We start from the raw sequence: 16,497 nt of genomic DNA, 5'->3' as shown, positions 1-16,497 counted from the left end.
AAAAAATTTAAACGATGACACACGAATATCAAATAACCGGAATGACATGTTCAAGTTGCGAATCTAAAGTTAAAACAGCTTTATTTTCTGTGGCCGATATTACTAATGTAGAAGTTTCAAAAGAAACAAATTCGGTAGTAATTTCAATGGATAAACATGTCCTGCTGAGTGTCTTGCAAAAAGTATTGACTGAAAAAGACAGTAAATATAAAATTTTAGCAAAAGAGCATAATGAAGTAATGGAACAAACTAAATCCTGGTTTGAAAGCTATAAACCTGTTTTACTGATTTTCGGATTTATTACTGCTGTGACTTTATTGATTCAAAGGGAATCCGGTTCTTTTCATTTTATGGAATGGATGCGTCATTTCATGGCAGGTTTCTTTTTGGTTTTCTCTTTTTTTAAGCTATTGAATTTAAAAGGTTTCACCGAAACTTATGTCATGTATGATGTGATTGCACGCAAGTTACCGGCTTGGGCTTATATATATGCTTTTATAGAACTCGGTTTGGGAATTGCTTTTCTGATTGATTTCAATCCGATGGTTACTAATCTGGTCACTTTTGTGGTTATGTCTGTCAGTATCATTGGTGTTTTGCAATCGGTTTTGAATAAAAAAAGAATACAGTGTGCTTGTTTGGGAGCCGTTTTTAACTTGCCCATGAGCACGATAACCATTATTGAAGATGCATTGATGATCACCATGAGTGCTTATATACTTCTTCAATTATTATAACGTATAAGATGAAATTTTTAATAAACAGTATACTATTACTTTTCATATCGATGGCTTTTGCACAGAAGGTCGTCCGCTATGATTTATACGTCCGGGATACGATTGTAAATTATGCCGGAAAAGAAAAAAGAGCCATCGCTGTCAATGGTCAGATTCCAATGCCAACATTGACTTTTACCGAAGGCGATATCGCGGAAATTTATATACATAACGAATTGGATGAAGAAACTGCGATGCATTGGCACGGTGTTTTTTTACCGAATAAAGAAGACGGTGTACCTTACTTGACCCAAATGCCTATAAAACCGCACAGCACTTATGTTTACCGGTTCCCTATAAAACAAAACGGAACCCATTGGTATCACAGTCATTCAGGTCTGCAGGAACAAATCGGGATGTATGGTTCCATGATTTTTAAAAAACGGAATGATGATCCAACTTTCCGAAAAGGAATTGATGATTTGCCAACCTATCCCATCATTTTAAGTGAATGGACGAATATTGATCCCGAAAATGTACATAGAATGCTGCATAATGCCTCCGATTGGTTTGCCATTAAAAAAGGTAGCACACAAAGTTATGTGGAAGCAATCCGTGAAGGGCATTTTAAAACAAAAATCACAAATGAATGGAAACGGATGCTGGCGATGGATGTGAGCGATGTGTACTATGAAAAATTCTTTGTAAACGGTAAATCCGAAAATCAAATTCAGAATATTAAAGATGGTGAGAAGGTACGGTTACGGATATCAAACGGTGGTGCATCCAGTAACTTCTGGCTGACATATGCAGGAGGAAAAATTACTGTCGTGGCCAATGACGGAAACGATGTCGAACCGGTAGAAGTCAGCCGTTTGCTTATCGCTGTATCTGAAACGTATGATGTTGTGGTTGAAATTCCCGCAAATGTAACAGCTTATGAGTTTTTGGCTACGCCTGAAGACAGAACACAATCGGCATCACTTTTTTTAGGAAACGGTATAAAGCAATTAGTATCACCACTTCCTAAATTAAAGTATTTTGAAGGAATGAAAATGATGAATGATATGATGAAAATGAACGGCGAACTGAATGATATGGGGATGAACATGAGCCTGAACCAAATGGATATGAATGTGGTCATGTATCCTGAAATCACCGGAAGTAAAAAAGAAAAACTGAATCAGGAGAATGAGCATTCAGAACATCAGTACAATGCGAATAAATTATCTGATATCGTAACACTTAATTATGCGATGCTGAAGTCGCCCACTAAAACAGTTTTGCCTTCCAATGCACCGGTTAAAGAATTACGGTTTGAACTTACCGGTAATATGAGCCGTTATGTTTGGAGTCTGGATAACAAAGTGATTTCGGAAACGGATAAAATCTTGGTCAAAAAAGGAGAAGTATTACGCATTACACTTTATAACGGATCGATGATGCGCCATCCGATGCATTTGCACGGGCATGATTTCCGTTTGATCAATGGTCAGGGAGATTATGCACCACTTAAAAATGTTGTTGATATCATGCCGATGGAAACTGATACGATTGAATTTTTAGCCAATGAAGAAGGGGATTGGTTTTTCCATTGCCACATTTTATACCATATGATGAGCGGTATGGGACGAATCTTTTCCTATGAAAACCAAAAACCAAATCCGGAATTGCCCAATCCTGAAAAGGCTTTTCGGATGCTGAAAGCTGATGACCGTGAGTTTCATTTCATGGCCGAGAATGATTTTGCAACCAATGGAAACGACGGTATGTTTATGTTGCAAAATACACGTTGGAGTATAAGCACCGAGTGGCGTCTGGGATATAATGACATGCATGGGTATGAAACCGAAACCCATATCGGAAGATACATCGGGAAGATGCAATGGTTTATGCCTTTTATAGGTTTTGACTGGCGCTACCGGAAAATGGGACATGATGCAGTTGAAAAGAATATCTTCGGGCAGTCCAATACTAAAAACAAAAGAGCGGTGCTGAGTGCAGGAGCCAGTTATGTTCTGCCTATGTTAGTTACTTTACAGGGAGAAGTTTACACCGATGGAAATCTCCGTTTCCAACTGATGCGCGAAGATATCCCATTGTCTAAAAGATTGCGGATGGCTTTTATGGTTAATACCGATAAAGAATATATGGCAGGTTTGAAATACATTGTTAACCGGTATTCTGCACTATCATCGCATTATGAAAGTGATATGGGATTGGGAATCGGATTGACATTGAATTATTAAATAAAAAAGCCCTGAAATTTCAGGGCTTTTTTTATTCCATTCGGATTTTATGTTTTTCAAGTATTTGTTTGAAAGCTTTTTCTTTTCCTTCTTTTTTCATCTCATTATAAACAATCTGAATCAATTTTTCAGCGTCACTTCTGTAAGGAGAATTTTGATCGATGTATATGTTGTATGCCTGACATAAATTATCGAGGGATTTTTCAAAATCACTGATGATTGCGTAAACTTGACCTATACCATAAAACACTTCCGGATTTTTTGCATCAAGTTTCGCTAAACGTTCATACGCCTTTATGGCTTTTTTATATTCCTTTTTATGCTGGTAAACGATAGCTATGTTTTGTAATGGTGTAAGACCGTTTGGATCTATTTTTAATGACTTTTCATAAGCATCTATTGCTTTGTCATATTCCTTCAGCTTACGGTAAGTAATACCAAGATTGTCATACGCAAAAACAAATTCAGGGTCAAAAACAATTGCTTTTTTATAATATTCAACTGCTTTTTGGAGATTTCCGTTTTTATCTTCTTTTAAAGCCAGATTATAATATTTTAAAGCTTCCGGGTCATTTGAAACAGATTTTTCACGGTAAACATCGTTAGTAGCAATTTTTCGTTTAATTGCCTCACAGTTTTCCATCAGATAACTTTCCATTTCATAATAATGCTTTTTATAATCGTCAGAATCAGGGTTAGTGTTTATGACAATATTGACGTCTTTTTTTTCGTCTTTAGTTCCTAAAGCATTCGTGTTAATAAGTTGTGTAAGCAGCTGATATGCCATTACCTGTTTGTCAATGCAACGATTTATTCCTGAAGAAATAGAATCTTTGATAACATTGTCAACATCAACAGAATCAATACATTTACAGGCTTCATCAGACAATTTTTTCATGAAGCTTTCTTTGTTTAACTCTATTTTTGGTTCCTCTTGAGCGTAAGTACTGAATGTACAACACAGAACGAATATTTTTAGCCAGGCTGCTTTCATACTAATTAATTGGTTAAATCGTCATCTGTTAATTTCTCATCAACAATTTTGTTGTTGTGCAATTGTACCGGAGTACCTTTTTTCTTCATTCTTAAGTTCAGGAATTCCACGAATAATGAGAAGAAAATTGCAAAATACAAATAACCTTTCGGGATGCTGTGTACTTCAGTACCACCAAAGAATTTCAAATCAGCTAAGTGCGATCCTTCAGCCAATAACATTACACCAATTAAAATAAGGAATGATAAACCTAAGATTTGGATTGTAGGATGCTCGTTAACGAATTTAGAAACCGGACCGGCAAAAATCAACATGATTATAATTGAAATGATGATTGCACCCACCATGATTTCCAAAGCTCCTGCAGGACCAAAACCTGTTGGCGGTTCAGCCGAACTCACTAATCCAACAGCCGTTAAGATACTGTCAAACGAGAATACGATGTTCAATAAAGCGATCTGGATGATAGCAGACGGTAATGAATTACTTGCTTTTCCTGATGTTGCTTCTTCTTCACCTTCTAATTTGTGGTGGATTTCAGAAACCGATTTGTAAAGCAAGAACAAACCACCTCCAAATACAATTAAACTCTGTCCTGAAATTCCTCCTGATACAAATCCCCAGTCGAAATCAAAGAATGAATTTTGCAAACTCATTACCCATGTAATACCGAATAAAAGTATGATTCTGAATGCCATTGCCAGTAAAAGTCCGATTCTTCTTGCTTTTGGCTGGTCTTCGGCTCTTAATTTTCCGGATACAATAGAAAGGAATACGATGTTATCGATACCTAAAATGATTTCTAAAAAAGTTAAGGTCAATAATGCAATCCATGCATCAGGGTTCATTAATATTTCCATTTGGAGTTATGAATTTTGGGTTAAAAAAGTTACAAATTTCCTATTTATACGCTATTATTCGATTTTTGTTACAGTACCTTTTTGTTTTTTTGCTTCGCCAACGAATGAATATTCAAAATTATACTGGTTCTTATTGGTTGTCAGTATTTTAATGTTGATGGCTTTTTTTTCCTGCATATTTCTCGGATGCAGTTTTTGTAAGATATATTCACAGTCGTTTACCCAACGGACACTGGCCGTATCGGTTTTACCGTCAAAAGTTTCGATTTGAAGTGAATCGTTGCGTTCAAAAACCGAAGTCATTTTTTTTCCGTCTATTTCCTGGACAAATTCAAATTTGCCGCTTTTGAAATCCTTGCAGTTGCTTTGCTGTTCGTAGCAAGACACTAATGTTAAAGAAAGTAATACTATTATTTTGTTCATTTTTTTTTGGAGCTAAATCCTGCTATACGTTTCAATCTTTTTCCCTTGTTCTCGATACATTCGCTAACGCGAATACTCGAACTGACGAGAAAAAGGATTTCCACTACTATCAGGGCTATGGGTTTTTAAGTGTTTAAAATATAAACAATAGACAATGCTATCGTTAAGTTGATAAAAAATATAAATAAAGAATTTCTCAGTTTGTTAGATTCTGCCTGTTCATCAACAAGTTTTGTACGGCAAAATTTAATGAAAATCCACCATAGGAATCCTCCGGTATAATGATAAAAACCATACATATTTTTATTTCAATTTATTCAATTCATCATCCGTGAAATTCCGTATGCTTTTTTCTTTGGAAAATTTATCGGCATTGTAATCGTTTGATTTGTTTTTTGGGATTGATAAACTTTCCCATTCTGATTTTTTAAGCATTTTGGCATAAAAAACTATCTGTCCCACGTGATACGGATAATGCGCCAGTTGTCTGTTAATGGCATCCATCACGGTGTGGCCTTCTTTTCTGATGTATACAATTTCCGAAAGTTGTGCCGGTTGCAGCGAATTGACTGCATCAAAAAGGCAATCCCAGCCTTTGGCCCAGAAAGCCATTAATTCGGACTTGGTTTTGTAATTTTCTTCAAATTCACCGTCGCGGTTGCGCCAATCTTTTTCCCCGTCGGTGGTGAGGAAATCGGTCCAGCGGGATAACATGTTTCCGGCTAAATGCTGAACGATTATGGCTATTGAATTGGTATCTTCATTGGCAGCAAAGAAAAGTTGATCCTCTTCTAACTGTCCGATTGCTTTTTCTGCCAGTGTTTTGTAATATAAAAACAAACGTTTGGCACTTTCTAAGAATATACTATTGGTTTCCATCAAAAAGACTTCTCATTATGGTTTTAATTCCTTTAAATATAAGAAATATTGACAGTAAACACAAAATAATACCCAAACCTAACACCGGAATGTATAACCAATGATTCTGGTTTTTAAACGACATATGAATAACAGAAGGACCAATGAATAGTAACGGTAGTGCATATCCTAATAGTTTTATGCCTTTGTATAGTATTTCTTTATTAGTGGACATTTTTTTTTAGATTATTAGATTATCCGATTGTCAGATTAAAAGATTAAAAGATATTTTGTTAATACTAATCACTTATAATTAATATCTAAAAGGTTATAATTAGTATCTAAAAGGTTATAATTAATATCTAAAAGATTATAATTAGTATCTAAAAGGTTATAATTAATATCTAAAAGATTATAATTAGTATCTAAAAGGTTATAATTAATATCTAAAAGGTTATAATTAATATCTAAAAGGTTATAATTAATATCTAAAAGGTTATAATTAGTATCTAAAAGGTTATAATTAGTATCTAAAAGGTTATAATTAATATCTAAAAGGTTATAACTCATAACTCATAACTCATAACTCATAATTTATAACTCATAATTTATAACTCTCAACCGCTTTTCTCACGCTTCCATGTTCTTTCAGGAGTTTTTCGGCTTCTTCGTAGGTTACCGGAATTTCCCCCATGATCATGCGTACGCCACGGTCAATCAGTTTCACGTTACTGAGTTGCATATCGACCATTTTGTTGCCTTTTACGCGTCCCAATTGGATCATGGTTGCCGTTGAAATCATGTTTAAGACCAGTTTTTGTGCCGTTCCTGCTTTCATGCGGCTGCTACCGGTTACGAATTCAGGGCCAACAACCACTTCGATAGAAAATTTTGCAGTTTGGGAAAGCGGGCTTCCCTCGTTACAGGTAATGCAGCCTGTTGCAATATTGTTTTCGTTGCATTTTTCCAATCCGCCAATTACATACGGAGTTGTTCCGGAAGCAGCAATACCGATGACAACATCATTTTCATTGATGCTCCATTCCTGAAGGTCTTTCCAGGCCTGTTCTTTGTCATCTTCAGCGAATTCAACAGCTTTACGGATGGCAGTATCACCACCGGCGATGATTCCGATGACTAAATCGAAAGGCACACCGAAAGTGGGTGGACATTCGGAAGCATCAACAATTCCTAAACGTCCTGAAGTTCCGGCACCGATGTAAAATAAACGGCCGCCTTTTTTCATCTGTTCCACCACTTTTGTCACCAGTGTTTCAATTTGTGGTAAGGCTTTTTCAACAGCTAACGGAACGGTTTTATCTTCGTTGTTGATGTTCGTCAGTAAATCATGAAGTGGCATTTGTTCTAAATGCTCATATTTTGAAGATTGCTCGGTAGTTCTTGTAAATGCCATTTTAAAATTGATAAAGTGATTAGCTAATTTATGAAGGAAAAATTTATTTATCCGAAGGTATTTTACTTTTTATTTTTTTAGTCAGTGCTTTTAAAATAGTTAAATAATTATCATCCATGCCAGAATGATTTATGCTCCCCCAAAGTATTTTTTTTCCAGAGTTTAAATCATAAATAGTATAGTAAAAATATTTATATGAATAGCCTTCCAGGTTTTTAAAATAATGGTAACTCAATGCAATTGAATAAATTGAATTGATATCTTTAATGTTAAATGCTTTTTCAATGTCTTTATTGATGTCACTTTCTTTGAGAGGAGTTCTATTCTTTACAGCATTTTGGGCATTTTGAAGAGATGCATAATTTAACCCTGAATTTATTAATAAAGTCTTTAATGTTCTAACTGTCCCAATTTTATCGTCTTGGTCTTCAGCCAATGCAAATGTTGAGTTTTTATTGAAGGCTATGCTGTGATCAATAGTTTTATGCGTTGCAATTACGCATGAGTCAAAGCAAAGACAAAGCATGCCTAATAGTATTATATATAGATATCTCATAAAATTACATAAAATACGCTAACACAATTCCTAAAACAATAGCTGTTAGTTTAGCTATGTTGAATTTGTGTCCTTCGCTGCTTTCAAAGATGATGGTCGATGAGATGTGGAATAAGATACCAATGACAAAAGCCGTGATTTCGGTTTGGAATTGCAATAAGAAATTTGAATCGGTTGAAATGAAAGTTCCCAGCGGTGTCATCAAGGCAAAAGCCATCATAAAGATTAAACGTGAGATTTTATTTAAATGGGATTGCACTAAGAATGTAGTCAAAATGATGGCGATAGGGAAGTGGTGTACCGAAATTCCCCAAGCCAGATGGTGGTGCTGACTTACCGGCATTCCTTCCAGTAAGGCATGTAAACACAAACTGATGAACAATGCCCAAGGGATGTGGTTCATTTTGTCGTGGCCGTGTACGTGACCGTGTTCGGCGCCTTGTGAGAAATATTCGAGTATGATCTGGAACAAAATTCCGATCATAATGAAAGCACTGGGAGCAATTCTACCCCGTCTCATATGGTCGTCATATATTTCCGGTAATAAATGTGAAACGGTTAAAGCCAAAAGGAACGATCCGCTGAAAGCCAATAACAGCTTTAACTTCTTTTTGCTTTTGGGTTGGAAAAAAGTAGCAATCAGATACCCGAATACTACTGATAAAAAAGGAATTATATAGATCATAAAATGAATTATGAATTATGAATTATGAATTATGAATTATAAGTTGTTAATTATCAATTATCAATTATCAATTATCAATTATCAATTTGTTATTTAAAAATCATGATCAGTCTTTCCGAATCGTTTTTGTAGAACTTGCGGAGTTTGTAATCCCCGAAAATATCCAACAGATAAATATCGGCTTTTTCCATCATTTGCTCGAAATCCTGTAATGTTAAGGCTCTTACTTTTTCGGTGAAATGGAACTTTTGACCTTGAGTTTCAAAATTGATTTCTTTGTGGATGTGGCCGTCTGCGACATAACGCTTGATATGGAAATCGATGCCATCAACGTTTTTCACTTCTTCCGGAACCAAATTATCGATAACATAATTGGCATTCATGAAATCGATTACTGCAAAACCATATTCGGTTAAGCTGTTTTTGATGGCCAATAATGTTTTGAAATTGTCTTCTTCATTTTCAAAATATCCGAAGCTGGTAAACAGGTTAAAAACCGCATCGTATTTTTCTTCCGTTTGTACGCGCATGTCATGTACCCTGAAACGTAAGGTATCATTACTGGCTTTTGAAGCTTCCTTGATACTGTTTTCGGCTAAATCGACACCGGTTACATCATAACCCAATTGGTTCAGGTAAATAGCATGGCGTCCTTTGCCACAGGCCAGATCCAATATTTTAGCTTCTTCCGGTAAGTTCAGGTAATGTGTCAGGTTATCCATGAACAATTGCGCTTCGGTATCGTCACGGTCTTTGTATAAGATATGGTAATAAGGCGAGTCGAACCAGGTTTCGAACCAGTTGGTTGCTTGTGAAGAATTGTTTTCTGACATTTATTCGTATTTACATGCAAATTTACAGTAATTTTGCGAACCTGTTTCAATTTGAAATTGGAATTAGGTAATTATTAGCAGGAAAGGCAGCGTTTATGGAAAACTTTAAGATGATAGCCAAGACTTTATTTGGCTTTGAAGAAATATTAGCAAAAGAATTGCACCAGATGGGCGCCCAAAACGTAGAGATTGGTACCCGTATGGTTAGTTTTGTGGGAGACAAAGGCTTTATGTACAAAGCCAATTTAGGATTGCGCACTGCTTTGAAGATTTTGAAGCCGATTTATAATTTCAGGGCTTTTAATGAAGCTAGTTTATACAAAGGAATACAGGGAATTGACTGGTCGAAATACATGAATTCGAACCAGACATTTGTGATTGATACAACGGTACATTCCGATAATTTCAAGCATTCCCAGTTTGTTGCTCAGAAGTGTAAAGATGCCATTGTGGATCAATTTAAGGATAAGTTTGGTTCCCGTCCAAGTATTGATAAAGACTATCCTGATGTAAAGATCAATGTACATATTGACCGTGACCAGTGTTCGGTTTCGTTGGATTCTTCGGGTAATTCATTACACCAGAGAGGTTATAAGACCGCTACGAACATTGCACCTATTAATGAAGTATTAGCAGCTGGTATGTTGTTGTTATCCGGTTGGGACGGAAGTTGTGATTTTATTGATCCGATGTGTGGTTCCGGAACCATTCTGGCTGAAGCAGCGATGATTGCGTGCAACATTCCGCCGAATATCAACCGTAAAGAGTTTGCCTTTGAAAAGTGGAACGACTGGGACAATGATTTGTTTGACCAGATCATGGATTCACTGATGAAGAAAGTTAAAGAGTTTCATTATACGATTACCGGATATGATAAAGCGCCGAGTGCCGTGATGAAAGCCAAAGACAACATCCGCAATGCAAATCTGGATGAATATGTGAAGATTAGTGAACGTAACTTCTTTGATACCGAAAAAGAAAATCAAGGTCCGTTGCACATGGTATTCAACCCGCCGTATGGTGAGCGTTTGGATATCCATCTGGAAAGATTTTACAGAGAGATAGGAGATACTTTAAAGCAAAGTTACCCGAATACCAATGCTTGGTTTATTACCGCTAATCTTGAAGCGTTGAAGTATGTAGGTTTGAAACCTTCCCGTAAGATTAAATTGTTCAACGGTAAATTGGAAGCGCGTTTGGTGAAGTATGAAATGTACGCTGGTAGTAAACGAACCAAGTTTCAGGATTCAAATTCCAAATCAGAAGAATAAAATTTGAAATTCCAAAAACTAAATAAGAAGAATTAAACTCTAATAGGAGATAATACACATCAGTTCGGGTTATTTTAATGAAGATTTTAAAAAATCACCCGAAGTGACGTTCAAAAAGTAAAAGTCATGAGTAAACAAACAAAAGCTTTCATTTATAATTTCGCCGGTTTTGCCGTATTCTTTTTTGCTGCTCGTTATGCAGTTGCTGCTTATACCAATTTAGAAGGTTGGTGGATTCCGTTGACTGCTTTTGTGGTGGGAACTATTTTGGCACCTAAATTCCAAACCGTAAAAACAAGGGAAGGAGAAAAGCTATTCATGAAATGGATTTTTACCAAAGGAGTTAAGGAGATTAAGTAAAAGATTTTTCTTTTATTATTACTTATAAAAAAATAAAGCCACCTTAGTTGTGGCTTATTTTATTTGTTCCAAGCCAACCTTCGGACCTTCCGAGGCTTACCTCACGCCTTCCAAGTCATTCTTCGGTTCTTCCAAGTCATTCTTCGGACCTTCCGAGCCATTTTACACTTGACCCAAGCCATTCTGCACTTGACCTAAGCCATTCTGCACTCGACCTAAGCCATTTTACACTCGACCTAAGCTAATCTGCACTCGACCCAAGCCATTCTGCACTTGACCTAAGTCATTTTTCACTAGATCTTAATTATTCCATCATTATTATATGAAAGGTAGTGTAAAACCTAACTGTGTAGCCGTATTTTTTCCCACGACACCGTCAGCTTCATCGGCACCAAAGGTATCTTTCTGAAATGCCAGTACAGCAAAAAGCGTATTTCTTCCGTATTCGCCGTCCAGCGTTGTGTGGTAATAGCCTTTATCTTTTAGTTTTTGCTGCAGTTCCAAAACCGAATTCCCTTTGGAACCGAACCGTAGCCGCGCATCCATCACACCTGATGTGTTGTTTGCCACCGCTTCGATATCGGTAAACCGGAATAAGCAGTAATCGAAATGTGATTGGGACGGTGTGTCTTTGTAAATGATATTGAAAAAAGTTTTCCAGTTTCCGGTGTTTTCCTGGAAATTCCGGGCTTTGTTTTTAGGTTGGCCCACAATTACCTGACAACCTGCGCTGCTATAATTTCCCGTAGCATCATTACAATACCCCGCATGGATATTGTCGTTAGGATTTCCCACTTCAACCGGATCCTCATTCGTATACACCAAATCGTTGTTACTGCGTCTGAGCATGATATTGGTAGCCAGCCTTAGCGCCTGATGTGCACTGTTTGGATTTGGGTTATGATATCCTTTTTCATAGAAACTGTAAAAGCCCGATTGCATGGCATTTGCCTTTGCGGTTCCTTCTTTGTGCTTTTTGATATAGTTCAGATTCGGAACCGTGCTTCCCGTGAACACCACTATTTTATTAGCAACAGGATTCCAGATGCCGATGATGCAATTTGGATTGACATAGTTAAGGTTACTCGCCTGAATGGTGTGGGAAAAGCCGAAAGCATCATGGTTGTTACTGATTGCTTTTGCGCCCCGGATACCGAAAACCATCAGTTTGGTTTCGGAGTACGGGTATGAATTTACGCGGAGTAATTTTCTGAGATGGTCAGAAGTAAAATTAATATCTGCCATAAGGTTTGTTTTTTAAGTTTGTTATTCTGTTATTAATCCAAAGGATTGAATTGATCTGTCTTTCAGTAGTAAGTCATATTGATTTACTACGGTTACTTGCTGTTTTCAGTTACCTGTCCTCTTATTTTGACGGTTAGATTGCCTCTTTCTGTATTTAAGTTTTTGACGGCAGTATGGTATAATTTTGATTGATTTCCGGAGGTGTCTTTGCGGGTAAACAGTTCCGGTTTGATTGAAACTAATTTGGTGTATATGTTATCGGCCCTTTTGACATCTTCTTTTGAGCCGGTTTTATCCATTAATTCTTTGTATTCCAAGGCTGCTTTTTTTGCTGCTTCCAGGCTTTTAGCTTTATCGGCATTAGTCTTACTGCTGTCGGCCGCGGTCAGGTTGTTTTGGATTTCATTGACTTTAATAATTTGGCTGGATGTGGTTTTTATTTCCTTGTTTTCCTCGTCCAATTGGGTTACCTGCTTGTTCAGATCCGTATTCTTTGCGGCCAGCGGAATACTGAAGACTCCTACAATCACTACCACAATCAGATTAATAAACAAATAGACTCTGACCAGGCTGAGTACATTTTTGTTTGGATTGGGCAAACTGATTAAGGTGTGTAAAAGTCGGTATGATAAAGTCATCAGAAGTAATGATAATCCGGATAAGCCATATCCCAATATCTTTAAAAGATCGAAGTTTTCAAAAATTGAAAGTGCTGTCATGTTTTTAGTTTTTAGTTGGTTTAAAAAATATATTCAGTTCAGATTCATGTGTGGCATCAGATTCATAAGCAATTTTATGTTTCTGATTAGGTGTTCTGACCGGGATGATTTTAGTGAAACATCCGGTAATTTATAGTACAGGACAATTTTGGTGAAAATCACTGATTTTTCAATAATGCAGGAATTACAATATTGATATTTAATAAGTTATAAAAACTTTAAATTGGAGTATATTAAAATTAACAAATAAAATAGTATGTTTCTTATGTAGCTCTATTATTGTTTATTTTGTTAAAAAAATAACTTTTTTCTGCTATTTTTTTAAGAAGAAGGGGAGGATGTGGCTAAAAACTGATTTTTAATTAATAATCAGCCGTTTTTAGCCAATATTGTGTTGTGGTTATTGCATAAAAAAAGACAAAATATGCTTTGCAACACATTTTGTCTTTCCTTTTATTTCGAAGAGCATTACTTTTTAGACTCTTTTTCTTTTGAGGCTTTCTCTTTCGGTTTTGTTTTCGCTTTTTTGTATATCGGAATAAAATAGCTAAGGGTATAATTCCATCCCACACCGAATTTACCATCGTACGTGCGGTTATATCCCGGAATGTACAGATTGGCGAAGTTGTCCGGTTTTTTTTCAGAAGCTAAATAGTTCATGCGGAAACTGAATCCGGCGTAGAAGTTGTTGAACAATTCGGCTTTCATGCCTGCAACCACTTCTGCCCAATGTGCAGACAAGCCGTTGAATTTTGTTCCCGGAGTAACTTCCGGAGCCTGAGGGAAGTAATCAGAAGGATCGTAGATTTTATAACTGTTCAGTTCCTGGCTGAACGAACTTACCCCATAGCGGAATCCCAGATGGATTACGTTTTCCATATCAAGCCAGTTTTCGTAGAAATTCCATTCAGGCCCCACTTTTAAATAGGTTCCTTTAGTAGTGAAATTTAAACGGTCGTCATCGGTAGTTTTGTTTTCGTTACCGATTTCGGCAGCGATATACATTTTCTTTGTTAAACGGAAATCACCCACTAATTCCAGTCCTTTATAATTTTTATCATAAAGGCTTCTTGCCAGTTTTGAAATATCGGCACCCACACGCAATCCGTATCTTTCGGTTTTAGCTACTGAATCTTTTGCCTGGGAATCCTGTGCGTGATTAACAAGCGATGCCAGTAAAAATAGAAGACTAAAAGAATATTTTAACATGAACTTCATTTTCGGTAGTGATGGAGTTGGTTAGTACTGAAATTTCCTTGATCCAATTGTTGGCGTCTGTGGTTAATACCATCCCGTTCGGGTCATTTAACTGAAAAACGGTTTTATATCCGCAGGCTCTTGAAACATAAATATCATCACGCGTATAAGTAATGTCGATAATATCACTATTGATTGCATTTGGATTTGCGTTACCGTCATTAAGGGTAAGTGTGTATTTTACCAGATCGGCAGTCGTTTTTAAAGGCAGTTCCAGTTTTTTACCTGTGAAACGGTATTTGGCATCACCGGTTTCGGTTTCGTCAAAAACAATTCCGTTCGGTTCACCTTGTGCCTGAACTTTTAAATCGGTTACACTTTTAAGAACAGTCGGATTGCTATTGTCATAAAATTCGATGATCATGCGTGGAGTGGTAGGAGTTCCTTCTTCGCAGATATCGTCTTTTTCACAATTCCATAATGAAATTGTGGTTGTTGCAAAAACCAGAATCAATAAAAACTTTTTCATATTATTTTCAGTAATTAGTAATCAGTAAAGAGTGATTAGTTTTGGATACTTATTACTAATCACTTTTCACTATTTACTTAATTTTTTTCTCTAAATAAATATTGCCTTCGAGAGCCTCAGGCAACATTTAAATTTATTTTTTCTCTAAAAGTACAACATTTTCCACATGGTGCGTTTGCGGGAACATATCCACCGGACGTACACGGGTTACTTTATACATTTCGTCCATTAAAGCAAGGTCACGTGCCTGTGTAGCCGAGTTACAGCTTACATACACCACTTTTTCAGGTGCAATGCTTAAGATTTGTTTCACTACATCAGCGTGCATACCGTCACGTGGCGGATCAGTAATGATCACATCCGGATGACCGTGGGTCGCGATGAACTCATCGTTGAATACATTCTTCATGTCACCCACAAAGAACTCACAATTAGTAATGTTATTGCGTTTTGCATTTTCTTTAGCATCTGCGATGGCTTCCGGTACGGCTTCCACACCAATTACTTTTTTCGCTTTTTTCGAAACGAACTGCGCGATAGTTCCGGTACCGGTATATAAATCGTATACTAACTCATTTCCAGACAAACCTGCAAATTCACGTGTGATGGCGTATAATTCGTATGCTTGTTCCGAATTCGTCTGGTAGAATGATTTTGCATTGATACTGAATTTCAAACCTTCCATTTCTTCCAGGATATAATCTCTTCCCTTGAAAAGGATGATGTCCTGATCGTATAAAGTATCGTTTGCTTTCTGGTTGATTACATATTGCAATGAAGTGATTTCAGGGAAACGTTCCGCCAAAAAGTTCATTACCAATTCAATTTCCTTTTTATTATTGTCGTAAAACTGTATCAACACCATTAATTCTCCGGTTGATGCCGTACGGATCATTAAGGTTCTCAATAAACCTTCGTGATTTCTCGGATTGAAGAATGACAAACCGTTTTCGTTTGCAAAACTTCTTATTTCGTTACGGATGGCGTTTGAAGGATCTCCCTGTAAGTGGCATTTTTGGATGTCCAGGATTTTGTCCCACATTTTAGGAATGTGGAAACCTACTGCATTTTTATTGTCCAGTTCGGCGCCACTGTCTACTTCTTCCTGTGTCATCCAACGTGATGAAGAGAAACCGAACTCCATTTTATTTCTGTAGAAAAATTGTTTTTCGGAACCCAGGATCGGTTCGAATTCAGGTAATTCCACTTTACCGATGCGTTTCAGGTTGTTGAATACTTCCTGATGTTTGTAATGCAATTGCTGGCTGTATTTCATGTTTTGCCATTTGCATCCGCCACAAACCCCGAAATGTTCACAAACCGGATCTACACGGTGTTCTGAAAGACTATGGAATTTAATTGCCTTTCCTTCAAAATACGATTTACGTTTTTTGAATGTCTGTACATCGACTACATCACCCGGAACTACATTCGGAATAAATATTACCTGACCTTCAGGGGCTTTTGCCACCGATACGCCTTTTGCACCTGCATCAAGGACTTTTACGTTTTCGAATACGACTTTTTTTGTTTGTTTTCTTCCCATGGCGCAAAGATAGTAATTAGATGTTATGGTTTGCTGTTTGTT

The 16,497-nt window shown here is 36.8% G+C and carries 18 protein-coding genes; 4 read left to right on the top strand and 14 right to left on the bottom strand.

Features of this window, described 5'->3' with window-relative positions; translation table 11 throughout:
• The first annotated feature begins 14 nt into the window (after window positions 1-14).
• Both NAT51_RS03480 and NAT51_RS03475 read left to right on the top strand, forming a co-directional pair.
• Window positions 15-737 carry a heavy-metal-associated domain-containing protein gene (locus NAT51_RS03480; protein ID WP_250595263.1) on the top strand — a complete coding sequence of 241 codons (723 nt, stop codon included), beginning with the start codon at window positions 15-17 and terminating at the stop codon, window positions 735-737.
• 8 nt (window positions 738-745) lie between these two features.
• Entirely contained in the window at window positions 746-2,965 is a 2,220-nt protein-coding gene (locus NAT51_RS03475) for a multicopper oxidase family protein (RefSeq protein ID WP_250595255.1), read from the top strand.
• A gap of 31 nt (window positions 2,966-2,996) precedes the next feature.
• On the opposite strand, the gene NAT51_RS03470 is transcribed toward NAT51_RS03475, so the two are convergent.
• The 9 genes from NAT51_RS03470 to NAT51_RS03430 form a co-directional block, all read right to left on the bottom strand.
• Window positions 2,997-3,863: a tetratricopeptide repeat protein gene (locus tag NAT51_RS03470; protein WP_250595253.1), complete on the bottom strand. Its 867-nt coding sequence runs from the start codon at window positions 3,861-3,863 to the stop codon at window positions 2,997-2,999.
• A 101-nt stretch (window positions 3,864-3,964) separates the two neighbouring features.
• Complete coding sequence (locus NAT51_RS03465; protein WP_250595251.1) at window positions 3,965-4,819, bottom strand: TerC family protein; 855 nt, start codon at window positions 4,817-4,819, stop codon at window positions 3,965-3,967.
• A 54-nt stretch (window positions 4,820-4,873) separates the two neighbouring features.
• A complete protein-coding gene (locus NAT51_RS03460; protein WP_250595249.1) occupies window positions 4,874-5,242 on the bottom strand; it encodes a DNA topoisomerase IV in 369 nt (122 codons plus the stop codon).
• A gap of 303 nt (window positions 5,243-5,545) precedes the next feature.
• Window positions 5,546-6,121 (bottom strand): DUF1572 family protein, encoded by a 576-nt coding sequence (locus NAT51_RS03455; RefSeq protein ID WP_250595247.1) that lies wholly within the window; start codon window positions 6,119-6,121, stop codon window positions 5,546-5,548.
• Complete coding sequence (locus NAT51_RS03450; protein ID WP_250595245.1) at window positions 6,108-6,335, bottom strand: DUF6095 family protein; 228 nt, start codon at window positions 6,333-6,335, stop codon at window positions 6,108-6,110. The genes NAT51_RS03455 and NAT51_RS03450 overlap by 14 nt, the downstream gene beginning before the upstream one ends.
• 366 nt (window positions 6,336-6,701) lie before the next feature.
• Window positions 6,702-7,514, bottom strand: a complete 813-nt coding sequence (gene murQ, locus NAT51_RS03445; protein ID WP_250595243.1) for an N-acetylmuramic acid 6-phosphate etherase — start codon at window positions 7,512-7,514, stop codon at window positions 6,702-6,704.
• A gap of 43 nt (window positions 7,515-7,557) precedes the next feature.
• Window positions 7,558-8,070 (bottom strand): hypothetical protein, encoded by a 513-nt coding sequence (locus tag NAT51_RS03440; protein ID WP_250595228.1) that lies wholly within the window; start codon window positions 8,068-8,070, stop codon window positions 7,558-7,560.
• Window positions 8,071-8,074: 4 nt separating this feature from the next.
• A complete protein-coding gene (locus tag NAT51_RS03435) occupies window positions 8,075-8,755 on the bottom strand; it encodes a ZIP family metal transporter (protein ID WP_250595226.1) in 681 nt (226 codons plus the stop codon).
• Between the two features lie 89 nt (window positions 8,756-8,844).
• Window positions 8,845-9,588, bottom strand: coding sequence for a class I SAM-dependent methyltransferase (locus tag NAT51_RS03430; protein ID WP_250595224.1), 744 nt, complete (start codon window positions 9,586-9,588; stop codon window positions 8,845-8,847).
• A 95-nt stretch (window positions 9,589-9,683) separates the two neighbouring features.
• Here NAT51_RS03430 and NAT51_RS03425 point away from each other — a divergent pair, with 95 nt between their 5' ends.
• Together NAT51_RS03425 and NAT51_RS03420 are read left to right on the top strand one after the other, a co-directional pair.
• Window positions 9,684-10,859 (top strand): THUMP domain-containing class I SAM-dependent RNA methyltransferase, encoded by a 1,176-nt coding sequence (locus tag NAT51_RS03425; protein WP_250595222.1) that lies wholly within the window; start codon window positions 9,684-9,686, stop codon window positions 10,857-10,859.
• A 126-nt stretch (window positions 10,860-10,985) separates the two neighbouring features.
• Window positions 10,986-11,219: a hypothetical protein gene (locus tag NAT51_RS03420; protein WP_250595213.1), complete on the top strand. Its 234-nt coding sequence runs from the start codon at window positions 10,986-10,988 to the stop codon at window positions 11,217-11,219.
• 318 nt (window positions 11,220-11,537) lie between these two features.
• On the opposite strand, the gene NAT51_RS03415 is transcribed toward NAT51_RS03420, so the two are convergent.
• The 5 genes from NAT51_RS03415 to rlmD form a co-directional block, all read right to left on the bottom strand.
• The gene (locus NAT51_RS03415) at window positions 11,538-12,464 is read right to left on the bottom strand and encodes a peptidoglycan-binding domain-containing protein (RefSeq protein WP_250595211.1); all 927 of its coding nucleotides are present in this window, start codon (window positions 12,462-12,464) and stop codon (window positions 11,538-11,540) included.
• Window positions 12,465-12,556: 92 nt separating this feature from the next.
• Window positions 12,557-13,183 carry a hypothetical protein gene (locus NAT51_RS03410; protein WP_250595209.1) on the bottom strand — a complete coding sequence of 209 codons (627 nt, stop codon included), beginning with the start codon at window positions 13,181-13,183 and terminating at the stop codon, window positions 12,557-12,559.
• A gap of 468 nt (window positions 13,184-13,651) precedes the next feature.
• Window positions 13,652-14,392 carry a DUF6048 family protein gene (locus NAT51_RS03405; RefSeq protein WP_250595207.1) on the bottom strand — a complete coding sequence of 247 codons (741 nt, stop codon included), beginning with the start codon at window positions 14,390-14,392 and terminating at the stop codon, window positions 13,652-13,654.
• The gene (locus NAT51_RS03400; protein WP_250595205.1) at window positions 14,373-14,909 is read right to left on the bottom strand and encodes a DUF6452 family protein; all 537 of its coding nucleotides are present in this window, start codon (window positions 14,907-14,909) and stop codon (window positions 14,373-14,375) included. The genes NAT51_RS03405 and NAT51_RS03400 overlap by 20 nt, the downstream gene beginning before the upstream one ends.
• A 133-nt stretch (window positions 14,910-15,042) precedes the next feature.
• Window positions 15,043-16,455 carry a 23S rRNA (uracil(1939)-C(5))-methyltransferase RlmD gene (gene rlmD, locus NAT51_RS03395; RefSeq protein ID WP_250595197.1) on the bottom strand — a complete coding sequence of 471 codons (1,413 nt, stop codon included), beginning with the start codon at window positions 16,453-16,455 and terminating at the stop codon, window positions 15,043-15,045.
• Window positions 16,456-16,497: the final 42 nt, after the last annotated feature.

Source organism: Flavobacterium amniphilum, from assembly GCF_023634845.1.
In the GTDB taxonomy this organism is placed as follows: Bacteria; Bacteroidota; Bacteroidia; order Flavobacteriales; family Flavobacteriaceae; genus Flavobacterium; species Flavobacterium amniphilum.
Note: the sequence above shows the minus strand (reverse complement) of the source record. Positions and strands in the feature narration are given on the sequence as shown.

Excerpts from the sequence above, each read along its gene's own strand:
- NAT51_RS03480 (WP_250595263.1), top strand. The coding sequence starts at position 15 with ATGACACACGAATATCAAATAACCGGAATGACATGTTCAAGTTGCGAA.
- NAT51_RS03475 (WP_250595255.1), top strand. The coding sequence starts at position 746 with ATGAAATTTTTAATAAACAGTATACTATTACTTTTCATATCGATGGCT.
- NAT51_RS03470 (WP_250595253.1), bottom strand. The coding sequence starts at position 3,863 with ATGAAAAAATTGTCTGATGAAGCCTGTAAATGTATTGATTCTGTTGAT.
- NAT51_RS03465 (WP_250595251.1), bottom strand. The coding sequence starts at position 4,819 with ATGGAAATATTAATGAACCCTGATGCATGGATTGCATTATTGACCTTA.
- NAT51_RS03460 (WP_250595249.1), bottom strand. The coding sequence starts at position 5,242 with ATGAACAAAATAATAGTATTACTTTCTTTAACATTAGTGTCTTGCTAC.
- NAT51_RS03455 (WP_250595247.1), bottom strand. The coding sequence starts at position 6,121 with ATGGAAACCAATAGTATATTCTTAGAAAGTGCCAAACGTTTGTTTTTA.
- NAT51_RS03450 (WP_250595245.1), bottom strand. The coding sequence starts at position 6,335 with ATGTCCACTAATAAAGAAATACTATACAAAGGCATAAAACTATTAGGA.
- murQ (WP_250595243.1), bottom strand. The coding sequence starts at position 7,514 with ATGGCATTTACAAGAACTACCGAGCAATCTTCAAAATATGAGCATTTA.
- NAT51_RS03440 (WP_250595228.1), bottom strand. The coding sequence starts at position 8,070 with ATGAGATATCTATATATAATACTATTAGGCATGCTTTGTCTTTGCTTT.
- NAT51_RS03435 (WP_250595226.1), bottom strand. The coding sequence starts at position 8,755 with ATGATCTATATAATTCCTTTTTTATCAGTAGTATTCGGGTATCTGATT.
- NAT51_RS03430 (WP_250595224.1), bottom strand. The coding sequence starts at position 9,588 with ATGTCAGAAAACAATTCTTCACAAGCAACCAACTGGTTCGAAACCTGG.
- NAT51_RS03425 (WP_250595222.1), top strand. The coding sequence starts at position 9,684 with ATGGAAAACTTTAAGATGATAGCCAAGACTTTATTTGGCTTTGAAGAA.
- NAT51_RS03420 (WP_250595213.1), top strand. The coding sequence starts at position 10,986 with ATGAGTAAACAAACAAAAGCTTTCATTTATAATTTCGCCGGTTTTGCC.
- NAT51_RS03415 (WP_250595211.1), bottom strand. The coding sequence starts at position 12,464 with ATGGCAGATATTAATTTTACTTCTGACCATCTCAGAAAATTACTCCGC.
- NAT51_RS03410 (WP_250595209.1), bottom strand. The coding sequence starts at position 13,183 with ATGACAGCACTTTCAATTTTTGAAAACTTCGATCTTTTAAAGATATTG.
- NAT51_RS03405 (WP_250595207.1), bottom strand. The coding sequence starts at position 14,392 with ATGTTAAAATATTCTTTTAGTCTTCTATTTTTACTGGCATCGCTTGTT.
- NAT51_RS03400 (WP_250595205.1), bottom strand. The coding sequence starts at position 14,909 with ATGAAAAAGTTTTTATTGATTCTGGTTTTTGCAACAACCACAATTTCA.
- rlmD (WP_250595197.1), bottom strand. The coding sequence starts at position 16,455 with ATGGGAAGAAAACAAACAAAAAAAGTCGTATTCGAAAACGTAAAAGTC.